This is a genomic window from Phenylobacterium sp. LH3H17 (genome assembly GCF_024298925.1).
GTDB lineage: Bacteria > Pseudomonadota > Alphaproteobacteria > Caulobacterales > Caulobacteraceae > Phenylobacterium.
In genome coordinates this window covers 3,087,927-3,105,561 of record NZ_CP101283.1, presented here as the reverse complement: position 1 = coordinate 3,105,561, position 17,635 = coordinate 3,087,927, and the positions used below count along the sequence as shown (strand labels likewise).

Below are 17,635 nucleotides of genomic sequence, written 5' to 3'. Positions count from 1 at the left end.
GGCTATCTCCTAGATCCTTACATCGACGCCGGAACGCGTCCGGCGTTGATAGTTAAGGGCGTCGCTCACGGCCGATTCCGCCGCGTCGCCGGCCGTGCCAAGCACCGCCTGGAAGGCGCGCCCGCGCCAGGCGCCGTTGGTTTGCTGCTGTTGCTGTTGCTGCTGGTCGGTCCAGGCCGAGCGCCCGTCGCCGGCCACGTCGAAGGAGAGACCGCCCGACACGTCGAACCCGGCCTGTTCCAGCGCGCGCTGCAGATCGGCCGAGCGGCCGCGCAATTCGTTGGCCGCGTGCTGGGTCTCGAACGACAGGGCCGCGGTCATCTTGCCGTTGGCGGCGATCTCGACGGCGACATTCACCTGACCGAGACCGAGGGGATTGAGTTCGACGTCGAAGCGGGTGGAGCGGCCATCCAGCTTCTGGATGATCTGGGCCGCCAGGTTGGCGACGGTCTCGGGCGAGCCGCGGACGGCCGAGTGGATCGAGGCGTGGGCCTGGGCCTGGGCCGAGGCATGGGCCGGGGCGGCCGGTCCCGGAGCCTGGGCGTCGGTGGCGCTGGCCTTTGCCGGTTCCGGCTTGGCCTCCCGGGTCACGGGGACCGCGATGTCGTCCTGGAAGGTGGTCGATCCGTTGTCGCCGAGGCTCGCCGCATCTGCCGCGGCGACAACGGCGGTTGGAGTTTCGGGGTCGGCGACGGCGGCGGTCGCCGCGGTCGCCACATGTTGGCTGTTTTTGCGCGCCGGGTCGGCGGACTTGCCGCCCGTGGCCGGCTTATCCTTGATCGACTCCTCGGCGAGGGGGATCTCGGTGGGGGTGACTTCGGCCTGGGCTATCGGCTCGACGACAGCCTGCTGGACCGGGGCGGGGGTCGGCTGGACTTGCGGAAGCGGCACGGCCGGCGCGCGAGGCGCGCTGTTCACATTGAGGGACGGCGGCGGCTTTTCGCCGACGGGCTTGCTCGCGCCCTGGTCTGGGACCTGGGCGGTCGCGAGGACGGCGGCGTCCTCTGCGGTCGTGGTGAGCTCGCCCTCAGCCGCCGCGGCTAAGGTCGCGGCCGGGTCGGCGCCGCCGATCGCCGGGGCCGGCATGACCGGAGCGAACGGTGTCGCGGGCGGGGTGGGGGGCGAGTTGGACGGCGTCGTGGCCTCGGCGGACGGGCTGGGCTGGGTTTGCGCCGGCGGCTGGGGCGTGGCCAGCATCGCCGCCAGGGTCATGGCGTCGGGATTGAGAAGTTGCGTCGCGTCGGCCACGGCCGGGTCGGCCACCGATCCTTCTTCCTTGGCGACCTTGTTTTCGCCGAACGGGCCGCCGGCCGCCAGCGCATCGCCAGGCGCGCCGAAGAAGGCGGCCAGCAGGGCGTCAAAGCCCGCGGCCTTGCCCGGGGCCGGCGCCCCTACACCGGCGCCGCCGGCGGCAGGGCTGGTGATCGGCAGGTTGATAGTCGACCCAGTCATGGTGTCCGAGGTCGGCCTTGAACAGCTAGGCCGTGATCGAAGGGAGCGCTTCCTGCGCCGCGTTCATTCGGCAGGGTCGGAGCAACCTTTGCGCCACATTGGGGATCGTGGATCAACACTCTGAAATAAAAGAGGAAATATTCTCCGACTTTCCGCCGCGCCGGCCGGGCGTTGGCGGTTTTTGCCGAGCCGGACCCGGTCGATAGGTCGTCCCTGCCGCCCTCCGGCTGTAGCTCGGACCCCTAGCGGCGAGGTTGGCGCCGGTCTTGCGCCGTTGATGGTGACCTCAAGCGGCCCCCGAAAGGGACGACATTGAAAAACTTGTACTTTTTGCGGCCCCTCGCGCAGGCGTTCACCATGCTCCCGGCAGATTCAGCCGGGTTGGGCGTCAGGCTTTGCCGGGGTGAGGGGTAGACAATGTCCCTGACCACAATCCTCAAGACCGCTTCGTCGGGCATGCTGGCCTCGCAGGTCAGCCTGCGGACGGTGTCCGACAACATCGCCAATGTGAACACCCCCGGCTACGTCCGGAAAATGGCCGACCAGACCTCGCTTGTGGTCGGCGGCATGGGGATGGGCGTCGAGATTTCGGGCGTCAAGCGGATCACCGATCAGTACCTGCAGATGGCCACGCTCTCGGCGGCGTCGGATGCAAACCGTTGGGACGTCGTCTCGCAGTATCTGGACAACGCCCAGAGCCTGTTTGGCGACCCGTCCGGTGAGAACTTCTTCTTCAGCCGTCTCGACGACGTGTTCAGCGCCTTTTCCCAGGTCTCGGACGACCCGTCCTCCTCCCTGCTGCGCAGCCAGGCGTTGTCGAAGGTCCAGGACATGATGAACGAGGGCGCCCGGATCGGCGCCCAGTTCAGCGATCTCGGCAAGACCGTCGACGCCCAGGTCAAGGCCCACGTGGACCGCGCCAACGATTTGCTGGAGACCATCAATCGCCTGAACTCCGACATCAGCCGAGCCAAGCTGGCCAACGCCGACTCCTCGGGGTCGGAGAACATCCAGAGCCAGCTGGTCGACGAGCTCGCCACCCTGATGAACGTTCAGGTTGGCCAGAAATCGGTCGGCGGCGTCACCATCCGCTCTGCGGAGGGCCTGATGCTTGCTGGCGATGGCGAGGCGGCCAAGCTCAGCTACAACCGGACCGACGCCACCAAGGGCTATATCGCCGTCGAGCCGAGGAACGGTCTCGGCTTCGCGCAACCGATCACCATGACCGCCGGCCGGATCCGGGGAATGCTGGATCTGCGCGACGACGTCCTGCCCGGCATGCAGGATCAGCTGGGCGAGTTCATGAGCCGAGCGGCCGAGCAGATCAACGCGGCGCACAACAAGTCGGCGGCCATCCCGCCGCCGAAGGTGATGAGCGGGCGCAATACCGGCCTGGACCTGCCCACAGCGATCGGCGGATTCACGGGCCAGACGCGGATCGCCGTCCTGAACCAGTCCGGGGTCGCCCAGAGCTCGATCACAATCGACTTCGACGCCATGACCATGTCGCCGGGCGGCGCCTTCACCCCCGCAACTTTCCTGACCAGTCTGAACACGTCGCTTGGCGGCGCGGCGACCGCCACCTTCACCGACGGGGCGCTGAGCCTGACGGCGGCCGGAACCAACGGCCTGGCCATCGATGAGGGCACTTCGAACAAGTCGGGCCGCGCCTTCTCGCATTTCTTCGGCCTGAACGACTTGATCCGCTCGAGCGGACCCGGGACCTACGACACCAGCCTGACCGCCGCGGATCCTCACGGCTTCACCGCGGGCGACACAATCAGCTTCCGGCTGGCTCACGAGGACGGCAAGCCGATCCGCGACGTGACCGTGGCTATCCCCGCCGGGACCAGCATGGCCAACATGCTGACCGCGCTGAACGACCCGGCGACCGGGGTCGGACTCTACGGCTCATTCAGCCTGGACAGCCGGGGTGCGTTGACCTTCGCAGGGATCGCGCCGACCAACGCCAACCTGTCGGTCACCCAGGACCTGACGGAACGCGGCGCTGGCGGGCCGTCGCTTAGCCAACTCTTCGGCCTGGGCAAGGTCGAGCGCGCCAGTCGCGCCGGTCGCTTCAAGGTCGATCCGGCGCTCACCGCCAACCCGATGAAGCTGGCCCTGGCCACCCTTGACCTATCGGTGGCGGCCGGGCGTCCGGCGGTCACCGCCGGCGACGGCCGCGGCGCGCGCCTGATCGCCGCCGCCGGCGACGTGGCCACCGACTTCAGCGCCGCGGGCCAGCTCGGCAGGGTGACCATGACCGTGTCGCGCTACGCCTCGGAGTTCGGCGGCTCGATCGGCCGCCAGGCCCAGGGCGCGGAGACCCGCAAGCAGAGCGCCGAGTCGGTCTCCAACGAGGCCCAGGCGCGCCGCCAGTCGGTGGAGGGCGTCAATATCGACGAAGAGCTCGTCCGGCTGACCACCTATCAACAAGCCTTCAACGCCTCGGCCCGGATGATCCAGGCCGCCAAGGACATGTTCGATGTCCTGACCAACATGATCTAGGGCCGCCGCCATGAACCGCGTTTCCACGACCGGCAACTACAACCAGGTGCTCTCCAACATCATGGCCGCCCAGCAGCGGCAGATGGAGGCGGGCAATCAGGTCGCGACCCAGAAGAAGGGCAACGATCTCAAGGATTTCTCGCGCAACGCCGACATGCTGACCGCCATGCGGTCCATCGACGTGCGCCTCGGCGGCTATCTGGAACAGAACAAGCTGATCGCCGACAAGCTGACCACCCAGGACTTCGGCCTCAACCAGGTGGCCGAGTCCGCCGATGGGGTCCGCCAGGCCATCGCCGAGTCCCTGGCCTCCGGACGCGCCGACACCCTGATGCAGGACATCCGAGGCTATTTCCGCAACAGCGTCGAAGGGATGAACGCCCGCTACGGCGGCAAGTATCTGTTCGCCGGCGGCAAGATCGACACCCAGCCGGTCACGGCCACCGCGATGGCGGACCTGACCAATCCCGGCACGCCGCTGATCTCCGACTTCTTCCAGAACGACGACTTCGTCACCCAGGCGAAGATCGACGACTCCACCACGGTCAACACCGGCCTGCTGGCCGACGACATCGGGACCGACCTGCTGCAGGCCTTCAAGGACATCCAGGTGTTCGAGGAAGGCGGCTCGGGGCCATTCACCGGCGAACTGACCACGGCCCAGCAGACCTTCCTGGAGGGAATCCTTGCGACCTGGGACACGGTGCACAAGGACATCATCAACGAGACCGCGCGCAACGGCATGGTCCAGAAGCGGGTGGAGTCGGTGAAGAAGGACCTGGTCTCGCGGCAGGACAGCCTGCAGGGCATGATGGGCGAGATCACCGATGCGGATATGACGCTGGCGATCAGCGCCCTCGAGCAGGCCCAGCTCTCGGTCCAGGCCGCCTCACAGGTCTTCCTGACCTTGCAGAACAGTTCGCTGCTGAACGTGCTGCAGCCTTAAGGCGCTACAGACTGAACTCGGCGCCGAGGCGGGCGACCAGGCGTTCGCCGCTCCATACCTCGACGGCGCAGTGGTCCTGACGCAGGGCGTCGGCCCGGGCCACGGCGGCCTCGTCGTCGGACAGCTGCAATTCCTGCGCATCCCAAAGGCGTTCTTGGGGACCTAGGACATAGAGGCGGTACGAATTCATTGGCGCTACCCTTCCGGTAAACAGGTGGGAGCACAGCTCTCAGCCGCCGGTAGTCCTGGACGCTACTCGCCGACGACTTGCCGACCATACACCCGGCCACCAGCGACCCCTATCACGCTTTCGCCATAACTCTTGGTCGGCTTTCCGACACTCTGGAATCCAGGCGCATCTCGCAAAGCCGGCCGCCAACGTCTACATAGCCGCTATGAACGCTCCCTTCGCCGACAGCGCCGTCGAAGCCGCTCGTGCCGCCGTGGGCCTGCCCGCCGGCGCGCGTGTGGTCGCGGCCATGTCCGGCGGGGTGGATTCGACGGTGACGGCGGCGTTGCTGGCGCGGGCGGGCTACGATGTGGTCGGGGTCACCCTGCAGCTCTACGATCACGGAGCGGCGGTGCAGAAGAAAGGCGCGTGCTGCGCGGGCCAGGACATCCACGACGCGCGCACGGCCGCCGACGCGCTCAACATCCCCCACTACGTCCTCGACTATGAGAGCCGCTTCAAGCAGCAGGTGATCGAGGACTTCGCCGACGCCTATCTGCGGGGCGAGACCCCGGTCCCCTGCATCCGCTGCAATCAGACGGTGAAGTTCCGCGACCTGCTGGATGTCGCCCGCGAACTGGGCGCCCAGGCCATGGCTACCGGGCACTATGTGCGCCGCGCCGAAGGCGTGGACGGGCCGGAACTGCGCCGCGCCGCCGATCCGGCGCGCGACCAGAGCTATTTCCTGTTCGCCACCACCCGGGACCAGCTCGACTTCCTGCGATTCCCGTTGGGCGGGCTGCCGAAGCCGGAGGTGCGGCGGGTGGCCGCCGAGCTGGGCCTCGCCGCCGCCGACAAGCCCGACAGCCAGGACATCTGCTTCGTGCCGGAAGGCCGCTACACCACGGTGATCGACCGCCTGCGCCCGCACGGCGCCGAGCCCGGCGACGTGGTGCACATGGACGGCCGGGTGCTGGGCCGCCACGAGGGCGTCACCCGCTACACCATCGGCCAGCGCCGCGGCCTGAACATCGCCGTGGGCGATCCGCTGTTCGTGGTCAGGATCGACGCCGAGCAGCGCCAGGTGGTCGTGGGCCCGCGAGAGGCCCTGCTGACCCGGGCGCTCACGCTCAAGGAAACCAACTGGCTGGGCGAAACCGGGACGATCGGCGAGGCCGCCGGCCGCCCGGTCCTGGCCCGCGTGCGCTCAACCCGCGAGCCGGTCCCGGGACATCTGACCTTCGAGGACGGCGTGGTCGGCGTGGCGCTCAGCGAGCCAGAAGAGGGCGTCGCCCCCGGCCAGGCCTGCGTGCTCTACGCACCCGAGGCCCCCGACCGGGTGCTGGGCGGCGGCTTCATCGAGGCCACCGTCCGGGCGCTCTGAGCGCGGCGTTTGCTTCCGGGACGGGCTTGAACTCGTCCATTGTGCGGCGCACATGAGCCAGGAACAGTCCTGGAGCCCGACCATGTCCGCCGCCGATCCCGTCGTCATCGCCTCCTACGCCCGCACGCCCATGGGCGGCTTCCAGGGCGTTCTCTCCCCGGTGAAGGCCACGGACCTGGGCGCGGCGGCGGTGAAGGCGGCGGTGGAGCGGGCGGGACTGAGCCCCGACGCGGTGCAGCAGATCATCATGGGCTGCGTCCTGCCGGGGGGCCTGGGCCAGGCCCCGGCCCGCCAGGCGGCGCTGGGCGCGGGCCTGCCCAAGTCGGTCGAGGCGACCACCATCAACAAGATGTGCGGCTCGGGCATGCAGGCCGCGATCATGGCGCATGACGCGCTCGTCGCCGGCTCGGTGGACATCGTCATCGCGGGCGGCATGGAGAGCATGACCAACGCCCCCTACCTGCTGGCCAAGCACCGCGGCGGGGCGCGCATCGGCCACGATACGATCTCGGACTCCATGTACCTGGACGGCCTGGAGGACGCCTATGATCCCGGCCGGCTGATGGGCTCCTTCGCCGACGAGACCGCCAAGGCCTACCAGTTCACCCGCGAGGCCATGGACGAATTCGCCATTTCCTCGCTCGCCCGCGCCAAGGCGGCCACGGAAAGCGGCGCCTTCGCCCGCGAGATCACCCCGGTCCAGGTGACGAGCCGCAAGGGGACCGAGACCGTCTCGACCGACGAACAGCCGATGAAGGCCGACCCGGCCAAGATCCCGACCCTGAGGCCCGCCTTCGGCAAGGACGGGGCGATCACCGCGGCCAACGCCAGCTCGATCAGCGACGGCGCCGCGGCCCTGGTCCTCACCCGGGCCTCGACGGCCGAGAAGCTGGGCCTGAAGGTGGTCGCCCGGGTGGTCAGCCATGCCGGCCACGCGCATGAGCCCGGCCTCTTCACCACCGCCCCGGCGCCGGCCATGCAGAAGGCGCTCGCCAAGGCCGGCTGGAGCGCCAAGGACGTCGACCTCTGGGAGGTCAACGAGGCCTTTGCCGTGGTGGCGATGATCGCCGAGCGCGAACTCGGCATCGACCGCGCCCAGCTCAACGTCAATGGCGGCGCCTGCGCTCTGGGCCATCCCATCGGGGCCTCGGGCGCGCGGATCCTGGCGACCCTGCTTTCGGCGCTTCAGGCCCGCGGCGGCAAGAAGGGCGTCGCCAGCCTCTGCATCGGCGGCGGCGAGGCCACGGCGATGGCGGTGGAGCTGGTCTGACTGGGCCTCAGATCCTCCCCCAGCGCGCAGCGCGATTTGGGAGAGGTGGATCGTCGCCCCTTCGCGACGAGACGGAGGGGGCTTCATCCGCGGTGGATAGAGTCAAAGTCCCCCTCAGTCGGCCATTCGGCCGACAGCTCCCCCAGAGGGGGAGCATCTACTGACGAGGGGTGTCCCTACTCCACCTTCGTCGGCTTCTTCAGCTTCACCACCTGGGACATCGGCACGGCGTTGTCGTTGAAGCTCACCGGCCCGACCTGTTTCAGGGTGCTCTCGTCGGGCTTGGGCTTCAGGCCCTCGATCCACATGTCGCCCGGCTGGTAGGGGGCCGGGCAGGCTTCCTGGTACTTGGAGTCGATAGCGATCTTGCGGGTCCCGTTGGCGGTCTTCAGCAGGGCGTCCGTGGTGGTCTGGGTCCCGCGCACCATGAACCGGTGGATGAAGTCGCCATAGACCACGCCCTTGGTGACCACGAGGCCGTTGGTCCCCATGTCGCAGGTCGAGGCGAAGTCCCAGCCGCCGTCCTCGCGGCCCTTGAACGAACGGTGCTTGCAGGTCCCGCGGTTCATCTGGACGCCCCACCAGTCGGCGGTCTTGTCGACCTTGTCGTCCAGGCAGACATTGGTGACCTTGGCCAGCGGCCCGACCTGGACGCTCTGCTCCCACAGGCCCGGCTGGCGGTTCGGCGGAATGTCGGCCGCGCCGCAGGCGGCCAGCCCTATCCCGACAGAGCCGGCGAGCAACAGATGGCGCAGGCCGAACATGAGTCCCCTCCCTGGCCCCTCCGGAACCGCGGGGGACGGTTCCTATGGCGGAGCTTTGGCGAGTTGAGCATGAACGCCCTGAGAAACCGTGAAGCTCTCCGGTTCGGGTTATTTATTCGCCGCCGCGGCCGCAGCCCCCATGGCCAGCATGTTCATCTTCATGCCGTTGGGCATCTCCATGTCGCCGGGCTTGAAGTCGGCGGGGCAGGGGCCCTGCCAGGCGGCTTCCATGACCATCTTGCGCGCGCCGTTCATCTGCGGCGCCCCGGCGCCCTCGGTGGTGGTGTCGGCCTCCATCCGGTACTTGGAGCTGAAGTCGCCGGTGATCACCCCGGTGGTGGTGGTCTTGCCGCCCGACCCCATGTCGCAGGTGGAGCTGAAGCTCCAGCCGCCGCCCAGCTTCGGGGTCATGGCGGTCTGGCTGCAGGCCTCCTGGCTCATCTGGCCGCCGACCACCGACAGCTTGGCCTCCGTCGCTTCGTCCAGGCAGATGCGGGTGATCTGGCTGAAGCCTTCCATGGACACGGTCTGGGTCCAGAGGCCGGGCTTGCGCCGGGGCGTGGCGGCCGGCCCCGCGGCCGGGGCGGTGGCGGCGGCCGGCGCCGCGTCGCCCACGGCGGCGGTCTTGTCTTCCTTCTTGCCGCAGGCGGCCAGGGCCAGAACCGCGACCGTCATCGTCAAAGCTCGCCGAACCATCGCCGCTCTCCCTGCAAGTTTGCGGACCCACGCTAACCGGGATCGAATGGCCGAAGGAAGGGGTTAAGGTGCCGTGATGAGCCAGCTTCGAAACAACACCGACGCGCAGCGCTACGAGATGGACGAGAACGGGATGACCTCCTGGGCCGACTACCGTCTCGTGGACGACCGGATATATATCGACCATGTGGAGGCGCCGGTCCCGTTACGGGGCACGGGCGCCTCGGGCCGGCTGATGGCGGCGCTGGCCGCCGACGTCCGCGCCCAGGGCCTGAAGATCACCCCGATCTGCGGATATGCGGCCGCCTGGCTGCGCCGGAGCCACGAGTTCCGGGACCTGGTGAGCTAAGTCCCGCGAAACAAGCCTCTCCCCTTGCGGGAGAAGGCGGCCCTTCCGGGGGGGATGGGACCGGGCGGACCACGCTGCTTGTCTGTCCCGCCGGCGCGCCAAAGGCGTGGGCGGGACGGGGCTGCGCGCCCGTCCGTCGGGAGGACCCGACACCTTCTCCCGCAAGGGGAGAGGGGTAAGCTACGCAACCAACACAACAGTTCTGTGGCGCCTCAGCGCCCGGCGATGGCCCGAATGGTCATCAGCTTGGCGTCGCAATCGTCGGCCAGGCGCCGCGCCAGGTCGCGCACGCCGGCGGGATAGGCCTCGCCGCCGTCGGCGATCTCGAAGGCCAGCTGCTCGACCTTGAGGATGGCCTCGTCCAGGGCGCTGATATGCTCGCGGGCCAGGCCCTTGGCCTCGGCCTGCAGGCGACGGACCCGCTCGGAAATCGATTCACGCGGCGCCAGGGCGACCTCGCGGGGGCCGCCGGACACGCGCGAGGGGGCGACGTCCGACACCACGGTCAGGGCCGCCAGGGCTTGAACTCGATCGACCATCTACCTGCTCCATTGCTGCACACTCGGTCACTCACGCAGCACGAAGGGCGCCAGTCGACAGAACGCGTTATGTGAATGGGGCGAGCACAACCGAGTTGCTCCCCTCCTGGAGGGACTTTGGCCCTCGTGGGCGTGAGCCCCCTCCGTCACGTCGCCGAAGAGGGCGACGCGCCACCTCCCCCAAACCGCGCTCCGCGCTGGGGGAGGATCTGGTTCAGCACCAACCGGGATGCTCCCCTCCTGGGGGAGCTGTCGGCGAAGCCGACTGAGGGGGACTTTGACTCTAGTTTCTCGAGGCGAGCCCCCTCCGTCACGGCGTCGAAGTCGGCGACGCGATCAGTTCCGGGACGCGATGGCCTCGATGGCCTGGACCTTGTGCTCGCAGTCCTCGGCCAGCCGGCGGGCGATGTCGCGCACGCCGGGGGGATAGGCCTCGCCGCCGTCGGCGATCTCGGCCGACAGGCGCTCGACCTCGATGAGGGCGGCTTCCAGGCTGCGGATGTGCTCGCGGGCCAGGCCCTTGGCCTCGGCCTGCAGGCGGCGGATGCGCTCGGCGAGCTCGTTGAGCTTCGGCGGGGCGGTCTTGGGGGCCGAGTTGTCGGCCACGACGGAAAGCGGAGGCGACATTTGTCCATCCCCGGGGCGCGCCTGTGGTCCCCCATGGACCGCTTCGACTTGGGACGCCCTTCGCAATGCTTACGTTTGAGGTGGGGCCGAAGTTCCACCCGCGCCACCAGATGGTCTGGCGTTAAGCACGACTATTCGCCCGGTGTGGAATTTGGGTGACACGCAGCGGCGGAGCTTCGCGCGCCCAGGTGGAGATCGGTGTAGCATCGCCGTTCAGCCGCTCGCCGCGGGGAGACCCATGGAATCGCTCGAAGTCGTCGCCAGACCGCAGTTCCACAAGGCCGAACTGGCCTGGCTGACCGATATCCGCCGCAGGCGCACCGGCAATCCCGGCCCGCCCAAGTTCACCCTGGTCTTCCCCGGCGCCCAGATGCCGCCCAAGGACTTCGCCGAACTGGTCGCCGCCCAGGTCAAGGGCGTGGCGCCGATCCGCTTCCACCTACGCTGCGCCCTGGTGGCGCCGGAGCCGGCCGTCGGCGGCTTCCACGTCTTCCTGATCCCGGACGAGGGGTTCGCCGCCATCACCCGCCTGCACGACCGCCTGCACGTCGGCCCGATCGAGGCGGCCCTGCGCCCGGAGATGCCCTACCTGCCGCACATCACCGTGACCACCGACCACGACTACGCCGCGGCCCGGAAGACCGCCGAGTCGATCAACGCCCGCGACCTCTCCATCACCGGCGTCATCGACACCTTGCAGGTGGAGCGCCGCCAGGGCGGGGTGGTGCGGGTGGTGGCGGAGATACCGCTGGAGAAGGCGGGGTGGTTCGGGTGAAGCGGCGGCTTCGCCAGGCCGGGTGGCGGTGACCCCTTAGGGTCATCGGGAGGCAAGATTGCCACCGGCGCTGCCCTGGCAAAGCTTCCAGATCATTCCAACAACCTGAGCCATGTTGAAAGCTTAGCTTTGGATATGTTAAATAGTATTTATCTTTGACAAATCAGATGACAGTCAATTTCATAAGAGTATATTTCCCAGGTTGGATAGTAAAGCTACCCGCAAGGGACGAAAACCAAACTATCTGCGATCCTAGACTGTAAGAGGGGGGCGTCATGGCTCTCGACTTACGTGTGCGCCTCTGGATCAGCAATCCAGGCGCGTTGCTCCGTAGAGTATGAAGCGGCGCGCCGGCGCCGCCCGACCATCACCCAGCGGCGATCCTCCCGGCCACGCTCGGCAAGCGTCCGCCGCCGCACAAGCATACCCGATCCGGGATTTTCGCTCGGCCTGATCGCCGAGGGATTCGCCTGGCGTCCGCTTCCGGTTGAGAGGGCGGGCGACAGCTTCCGCTCGCACGGACCGCGTCGTCCCTTGACCTGAAGCCATCTGCCAAAACGAGGGCTCAGACCATGAAATCGAAGCTAATCGCCATAGTGACCGCATCCGCGTTCCTGGGTGCGGCGTTCGTCGGAACCCCTGCGTTCGCCGACGGGGAACGAGCCGACATGAAGGTTGTCGTCGGCGACCTGAACCTGCGTGCCGGGACCGGCGCCGAGCGGGCCCTGCGCCGCATCAAGACCGCGTCCAAGGTCTTCTGTCAGGACGCTGCGCGGGTGACGACACTGCAGGAACGGTCGAGCGCCCGGGCCTGCCGGGACAGGATGATGTATCTCGCCGTCAACAAGCTCGACGCGCCGCTGGTGACCGCCCGCTACGATCAGTCCGGAGCCAAGCCGCCGATCATTCTGGCGCAACGCTGAACCACGAGCGGGGAAGGTGCGCCCGCGCGCCTTCCCTCTCGTTTTCGAGACCCGCGCGGGCGCCCGCCTGACAGGGGATCGCGATGAAGCACTTGGCCTACCTCGTCCTAATGTCGCTGCTGATGACCGGTGCCGCCCACGCGGAATCGGCCATGGTCGTCAAGGTGCGGGACCTGAACCTCCACACCAAGGCCGGCGCCTATCTGGCCGTCCAGCGCATGAACGACGCCGCGTCGCTATTCTGCGAGACCCGCGCCCGGGACGGCGCGCGTGAGTGGGACGTGACCACCCTGAAGTGCCGCCGCGACATGGCTCAGCGGGCTGCGAGCAAGCTCAGGGCCCCCAACGTGGTCCGCCTACAGACCGAGTTGCCATCGACGAGCATGCTGGCGTCGCGCTAGGCGGGCGTGGTGGCGATCCCCAACCGCGCCAGGCGCCGCGCGCGCTCGCGCTTGATCAACGCCTTCCGCGCCTCCGTACGCGCGCGAACCTGTCCTTGAGGCCGGCGACCTCCCTAGCTGCGGCTAAACGGGAGCAAGCCTCAAGCCGAACATGCCTTGCAGGTTCGGGCCAGCCGCGCCCGGACCCCCTACAACTTCCCCTTCCGGAACCGCTCGGCCGCCTCGGCCCGCGCCTCGGCCTTCACCCGCTTCACCGCGCCGCGATCCACCTCTTCGCCCGGCGCGGTCAGCACGTCGTTGGCGAATTCCAGGTCCAGCATCTTCAAACGCTTGATCTCGTCGCGCAGGCGGGCGGCGGTCTCGAATTCCAGGTCGGCGGCGGCCTGGCGCATCTTGGCTTCGAGGTCGCGCAGGGTGGTCTTGAAGTTGTCGCCGAGGAACGGCTTGGAGTCCTCCGCCACCCCGGCGCTGACCAGCGGGCGGTCGCGCTCGTAGCCGCTGGCCAGGATCTCCTTGATCGAGCTCTTGATGCTCTCGGGCGTGATGCCGTGCTCGAGGTTGTAGGCCTCCTGCTTCTCCCGGCGGCGGCTGGTCTCGGCCATGGCGCGCTCCATGGAGCCGGTGATCCGGTCGGCATAGAGGATCACCTGGCCGTCGACGTTGCGGGCCGCGCGGCCGATGGTCTGGATCAGGCTGGTCTCGGAGCGCAGGAAGCCCTCCTTGTCGGCGTCGAGGATGGCCACCAGGCCGCACTCGGGGATGTCGAGGCCCTCGCGCAGCAGGTTGATCCCCACCAGGGCGTCGAAGGCGCCCAGGCGCAGGTCGCGGATGATCTCGATCCGCTCCATGGTGTCGATGTCTGAGTGCATGTAGCGCACGCGCAGGCCCTGCTCGTGCATGTACTCGGTGAGGTCCTCGGCCATCTTCTTGGTGAGCACGGTGATCAGGCTGCGATAGCCCCTGGCCGTGGTCTGGCGGACCATGTCGATGACGTCGTCCACCTGGCTGAAGCCGGCGGTGGTCACCGGGCGCACCTCCACCGGCGGGTCGATCAGGCCGGTGGGGCGGATCACCTGCTCGGCGAACACCCCGCCGGCCCGTTCCATCTCCCAGTTTCCGGGGGTGGCCGAGACGTGGACCGTCGCGGGCCGCATGGCGTCCCACTCCTCGAACTTAAGCGGGCGGTTGTCGAGGCAGGAGGGCAGGCGGAAGCCGTACTCCGCCAGGGTGAACTTGCGGCGGTAGTCGCCGCGGTACATGCCGCCGATCTGGGGCACCGACTGGTGGCTCTCATCGACGAACAGCAGGCCGTTCTCCGGGATGTATTCGAAGAAGGTCGGCGGCGGCTCGCCCGGCCGGCGGCCCGACAGGTAGCGGCTGTAGTTCTCGATGCCGGCGCAGGAGCCGGTGGCCTGGATCATCTCGATGTCGAAATTGGTGCGCTGCTCCAGGCGCTGGGCCTCCAGCAGCTTGCCGTTGGCGACCAGCCAGTCGAGGCGCTCCTTCAGCTCGGCCTTGATGGCGATGACCGCCTGGTTCAGCGTCGGGCGCGGGGTGACGTGGTGGCTGTTGGCGTAGATCTTGATCCCCTCCAGGTCGGCGGTCTTCTTGCCGGTCAGGGGGTCGAACTCGGTGACGGTCTCGATCTCGTCGCCGAACAGGCTGATGCGCCAGGCGCGGTCCTCGTAGTGGGCCGGGAAGATCTCGAGGGTGTCGCCCCGGCGGCGGAACGAGCCGCGCTCGAAGGCCGCGTCGTTGCGCTTGTACTGCAGGGCCACCAGGTCGCCCATCAGCCGCTTCTCGTCGATCCGCTGGCCGGGCTCCAGGGTCATGGTCATGGCCGTATAGGTCTCGACCGAGCCGATGCCGTAGATGCAGGAGACCGAGGCGACCACGATCACGTCGTCGCGCTCGAGGATCGCCCGGGTGGCCGAGTGACGCATCCGGTCGATCTGCTCGTTGATGGAGCTATCTTTTTCTATGTAGGTGTCGGTCCGCGGCACATAGGCCTCGGGCTGGTAGTAGTCGTAGTAGGAGACGAAGAACTCCACCGCGTTCTCCGGGAAGAAGCTCTTCATCTCGGAATAGAGCTGGGCGGCCAGGGTCTTGTTGGGCGCCAGGATCAGGGCCGGGCGCTGGGTCTGCTCGATGACCTTGGCCATGGTGAAGGTCTTGCCGGAGCCGGTGACCCCCAGCAGGACCTGGTCGTGCTCCTTGCCTTCCAGCCCCGCCACCAGCTCGGCGATCGCCGTCGGCTGGTCGCCGGCCGGCTCGTAATCGCTGACCAGCTTGAACCGCTTGCCGCCCTCCGACTTGACCGGCCGCGCCGGGCGGTGGGGCTTCCACAGCATCGGCATGGTGTTCTCGTCATAGTCGAACGCGCCCGACATGTCGGAGACGCCGGCGGGGGCGGTGGGTTCGGCGGAACGGGGCATGAACGCCAAGGTAGGATCGATCATGCCGCGATGCTAGCGCGCCGTGATCCCAAACCTGTCAGCAGGGTGGCGGGACGCCTGCCAGATGCTCCCCCCTTGGAAGCTGACTGGGGAGGACCTAGCGCTTGGTTTCGGCCCGGCGCTCCAGGGCTTCGCACTTGACCGGAGTCACCGCCGGCCAGGGGCCGGGGTCGGCGCCGATGCGGCGGGTGGCGTCCTCCTGGCTGATCCCCTCGCGGGCGGCCAGTTGGGCGGCGGCGCGGTCGGCGAAGGCGCGGCCGGAGCGCATGGCGGTGTCGAAGCGGGCGCGCGCCTCGGGATCGTCGCGGCGGCGCAGGGCGGGGCTGCCGGAGCCCAGGGAGACCTGAGCCGCGTCGCGGCCCCAGGCGCTGGCGAAGGCGGGGGTGGCGCGCAGGTAGCGCTGCATCGCGCAGGCCTGCTGCACGCGCCAACCGGCCGCGGGCGCGGCCTGGGCGGGCAGGCCCGCGACGGCGAGAATCAGAACTGCGACCGCCTGTTTCAACATCGGGAGAATCTAGCGGTCAGAAATACGGCGCCCCCGTGGCGGCGATCGCGACGACCGCGATCAGCACCGCCACGGCGATGGTGACGTGAAGCACGGCGAACTCCCCCAAAACCCGCTTCCTGAATGGAGGCGAGTCTGGAGGAGCGCCTGGACGCCCGCATGACCCAACCGGACTATCCCGGGGAGGCGAGGGCGCCCCGCGGTCCTCGCCTGGCGGGCGAGGGCCCTGTCGCTATTTGTCGGTCGCCTTGCTGACCGCTGTGCCCACGGCCGCGCCGGCGACGGCGCCGACCGGACCGCCGACCACAGCCCCCGCGGCCGCGCCCGTAGCGGCGCGTTGTTCCACATTATGGCCGCAAGCGGCGAGGGTGAGGGCCAGGCCCGAGGCGGCGATCAGGGTCAGGGTCTTGCGCATAGGTTGGCTCCAGAAGCTTCAAGCGTAGCAAGGGAAACGATGGGCTAAGGCGGAGGTTCCCGAGGGCCTCGAAAGCTGCGCGTTAAGCTTAACCCACGGAAATATATCATGCTGCACTGCAATATAAGCTTGCGGTTCGTGGCCAAGCCTGTCAGAAGCACATCAACTTCGCCGTAGCCTGCCACTCCACGTGTAATCGGACAGGCTCTGGTCACAACGCCGCCAGCATGAGCAGGGGCCTTGTGACGACGATGTCTGGGGGCGCGACCGCCCTCGTCACACGGGACTAGATTTCCTTTGCATTTCAGTATCAAGGCGCGCGCCGATCGGCGTGCGTCAATCAGCGCTGCGTTAATCGGCTCCGGCATCGGCCTCGCACTCGGTGCGGCCTACATGGCCGGCGGCATGGCCAGCGCCGCTTCCGACCACGCCCGGGCTGAACGCCTGGCCGAGGCCGCCGCCGGCGGCTTCTCCGAATCCGTGTTGCAGCGCGAAGCCGCCGCCATGGATCCGGGGGTGCTGCGCGTGGCGCGGCGCCACGACCCGTTAACCACGACCGAGGCCGTCGAGCGCGACCGTCAGAGCGCCGACCTGGCCGCTCGGCTGGACGCCGCGCCGGTCGCGCCGCAACCCCTCAAGCAGCGCGCGGCCTTCGTCCGTCCCGCCGCGCCGTTCCAGCCGTCCGGCGCGCTAAGCGCCTCCCGCGAGCTGGAGTGCCTGACCCAGGCGGTCTATTTCGAGGCCCGAGGCGAGACCCCGGCCGGCCAGGCGGCCGTGGCCCAGGTGGTGTTGAACCGCGTGCGCCACCCGGCCTTCCCCAAGAGCGTCTGCAGCGTGGTCTACCAAGGCGCGGCGCGAGCGCGCGGCTGCCAGTTCAGCTTCGCCTGCGACGGCTCCATGCGCCGGGGCCGCGAGGCCGGGGCCTGGCTCCGCGCCCAGCGGGTGGCGGCCAAGGCTCTGTCGGGCGTGGTGATGGCGAGCGTGGGCGACTCGACCCACTTCCACACCACCAACGTGGCGCCGAACTGGGGCCCGCGCATGCTGCGCACCGCCCAGGTGGGCCTGCACGTCTTCTATCGCTTTGGCCGTGACGCGGGGCGTTCCTATGCCCAGGGCCGCAAGGCTCCGGCGCCGGAACTTGCGGCCGACCCGACCTATGCGAGCTTCACCTCCGCGCCGGGGATCCCGGCGCCCACCGAAATCGCCGGCGAACTGCGGCTGTCCTCGGCGGTGATCGTCGAGCCCAAGACCGAGACGCCAGCCGCCACGCCGGACACGGTCAAGGCCGAGCCGACCGCAGGCAAGGTGACGCCCGCCAGCGCGCCGACCCCGTCCAAGCCGCAGGCTTCGACGCCCTCTTAGGTCTGCGAACATCGACCAGATGCTCCCCCTCTGGTGGAGCTGTCGGCCGAATGGCCGACTGAGGGGGACTTTGACGCGCTCTTAAGCGCTTCAA

18 protein-coding genes are annotated in these 17,635 nt (G+C 68.5%); 9 read left to right on the top strand and 9 right to left on the bottom strand.

Translation table 11 applies throughout. The features are described from left to right. Positions 1 to 9 precede the first annotated feature (9 nt). Positions 10 to 1,452: a flagellar hook-length control protein FliK gene (locus M9M90_RS15250; RefSeq protein WP_254834074.1), complete on the bottom strand. Its 1,443-nt coding sequence runs from the start codon at positions 1,450 to 1,452 to the stop codon at positions 10 to 12. A gap of 417 nt (positions 1,453 to 1,869) precedes the next feature. On the opposite strand from M9M90_RS15250, the gene flgK reads away from it, so the two are divergent. Beyond that, positions 1,870 to 3,960, top strand: a complete 2,091-nt coding sequence (gene flgK / locus M9M90_RS15245; RefSeq protein WP_254834073.1) for a flagellar hook-associated protein FlgK — start codon at positions 1,870 to 1,872, stop codon at positions 3,958 to 3,960. 10 nt (positions 3,961 to 3,970) lie between these two features. Then, the gene (locus M9M90_RS15240) at positions 3,971 to 4,906 is read left to right on the top strand and encodes a flagellin (RefSeq protein WP_254834072.1); all 936 of its coding nucleotides are present in this window, start codon (positions 3,971 to 3,973) and stop codon (positions 4,904 to 4,906) included. Positions 4,907 to 4,910: 4 nt separating this feature from the next. Here M9M90_RS15240 and M9M90_RS15235 read toward each other — a convergent pair whose 3' ends face one another. Next, on the bottom strand, positions 4,911 to 5,096 hold the full coding sequence (locus M9M90_RS15235) for a hypothetical protein (protein ID WP_254834071.1): 186 nt from the start codon (positions 5,094 to 5,096) through the stop codon (positions 4,911 to 4,913). A gap of 205 nt (positions 5,097 to 5,301) precedes the next feature. Here M9M90_RS15235 and mnmA point away from each other — a divergent pair, with 205 nt between their 5' ends. Both mnmA and M9M90_RS15225 read left to right on the top strand, forming a co-directional pair. Then, positions 5,302 to 6,459 carry a tRNA 2-thiouridine(34) synthase MnmA gene (mnmA, locus tag M9M90_RS15230; protein WP_254834070.1) on the top strand — a complete coding sequence of 386 codons (1,158 nt, stop codon included), beginning with the start codon at positions 5,302 to 5,304 and terminating at the stop codon, positions 6,457 to 6,459. Positions 6,460 to 6,541: 82 nt separating this feature from the next. Next, positions 6,542 to 7,729 (top strand): acetyl-CoA C-acyltransferase, encoded by a 1,188-nt coding sequence (locus M9M90_RS15225; protein WP_254837144.1) that lies wholly within the window; start codon positions 6,542 to 6,544, stop codon positions 7,727 to 7,729. Positions 7,730 to 7,905: 176 nt separating this feature from the next. Here the strand turns inward: M9M90_RS15225 and M9M90_RS15220 are convergent, their stop codons facing one another. Next, a complete protein-coding gene (locus tag M9M90_RS15220; RefSeq protein ID WP_254834069.1) occupies positions 7,906 to 8,493 on the bottom strand; it encodes a DUF3617 family protein in 588 nt (195 codons plus the stop codon). Positions 8,494 to 8,601: 108 nt separating this feature from the next. Further along, complete coding sequence (locus tag M9M90_RS15215; protein ID WP_254834068.1) at positions 8,602 to 9,168, bottom strand: DUF3617 family protein; 567 nt, start codon at positions 9,166 to 9,168, stop codon at positions 8,602 to 8,604. A gap of 97 nt (positions 9,169 to 9,265) precedes the next feature. Between M9M90_RS15215 and M9M90_RS15210 the strand changes: the two genes are divergently transcribed. Beyond that, positions 9,266 to 9,538 carry a GNAT family N-acetyltransferase gene (locus tag M9M90_RS15210; RefSeq protein ID WP_254834067.1) on the top strand — a complete coding sequence of 91 codons (273 nt, stop codon included), beginning with the start codon at positions 9,266 to 9,268 and terminating at the stop codon, positions 9,536 to 9,538. Between the two features lie 212 nt (positions 9,539 to 9,750). On the opposite strand, the gene M9M90_RS15205 is transcribed toward M9M90_RS15210, so the two are convergent. After that, positions 9,751 to 10,077: a hypothetical protein gene (locus M9M90_RS15205; RefSeq protein WP_254834066.1), complete on the bottom strand. Its 327-nt coding sequence runs from the start codon at positions 10,075 to 10,077 to the stop codon at positions 9,751 to 9,753. A 336-nt stretch (positions 10,078 to 10,413) separates the two neighbouring features. Next, positions 10,414 to 10,704 (bottom strand): hypothetical protein, encoded by a 291-nt coding sequence (locus tag M9M90_RS15200; protein WP_254834065.1) that lies wholly within the window; start codon positions 10,702 to 10,704, stop codon positions 10,414 to 10,416. A gap of 238 nt (positions 10,705 to 10,942) precedes the next feature. Between M9M90_RS15200 and M9M90_RS15195 the strand changes: the two genes are divergently transcribed. The 3 genes from M9M90_RS15195 to M9M90_RS15185 all read left to right on the top strand — a co-directional run bounded on the left by M9M90_RS15195 (position 10,943) and on the right by M9M90_RS15185 (position 12,803). Next, the gene (locus tag M9M90_RS15195) at positions 10,943 to 11,479 is read left to right on the top strand and encodes a 2'-5' RNA ligase family protein (RefSeq protein ID WP_254834064.1); all 537 of its coding nucleotides are present in this window, start codon (positions 10,943 to 10,945) and stop codon (positions 11,477 to 11,479) included. Between the two features lie 596 nt (positions 11,480 to 12,075). Beyond that, positions 12,076 to 12,402: a UrcA family protein gene (locus M9M90_RS15190; protein ID WP_254834063.1), complete on the top strand. Its 327-nt coding sequence runs from the start codon at positions 12,076 to 12,078 to the stop codon at positions 12,400 to 12,402. Between the two features lie 83 nt (positions 12,403 to 12,485). Continuing rightward, positions 12,486 to 12,803 carry a UrcA family protein gene (locus M9M90_RS15185; protein WP_254834062.1) on the top strand — a complete coding sequence of 106 codons (318 nt, stop codon included), beginning with the start codon at positions 12,486 to 12,488 and terminating at the stop codon, positions 12,801 to 12,803. Between the two features lie 188 nt (positions 12,804 to 12,991). Here M9M90_RS15185 and uvrB read toward each other — a convergent pair whose 3' ends face one another. The 3 genes from uvrB to M9M90_RS15170 all read right to left on the bottom strand — a co-directional run bounded on the left by uvrB (position 12,992) and on the right by M9M90_RS15170 (position 16,179). Then, complete coding sequence (gene uvrB / locus M9M90_RS15180) at positions 12,992 to 15,238, bottom strand: excinuclease ABC subunit UvrB (protein ID WP_371876864.1); 2,247 nt, start codon at positions 15,236 to 15,238, stop codon at positions 12,992 to 12,994. Positions 15,239 to 15,356: 118 nt separating this feature from the next. After that, the gene (locus M9M90_RS15175) at positions 15,357 to 15,764 is read right to left on the bottom strand and encodes a hypothetical protein (protein ID WP_254834061.1); all 408 of its coding nucleotides are present in this window, start codon (positions 15,762 to 15,764) and stop codon (positions 15,357 to 15,359) included. Positions 15,765 to 15,996: 232 nt separating this feature from the next. Further along, the gene (locus tag M9M90_RS15170) at positions 15,997 to 16,179 is read right to left on the bottom strand and encodes a hypothetical protein (RefSeq protein ID WP_254834060.1); all 183 of its coding nucleotides are present in this window, start codon (positions 16,177 to 16,179) and stop codon (positions 15,997 to 15,999) included. Between the two features lie 297 nt (positions 16,180 to 16,476). Between M9M90_RS15170 and M9M90_RS15165 the strand changes: the two genes are divergently transcribed. Continuing rightward, positions 16,477 to 17,541: a cell wall hydrolase gene (locus M9M90_RS15165; RefSeq protein ID WP_254834059.1), complete on the top strand. Its 1,065-nt coding sequence runs from the start codon at positions 16,477 to 16,479 to the stop codon at positions 17,539 to 17,541. The last annotated feature ends 94 nt before the right edge of the window (positions 17,542 to 17,635 follow it).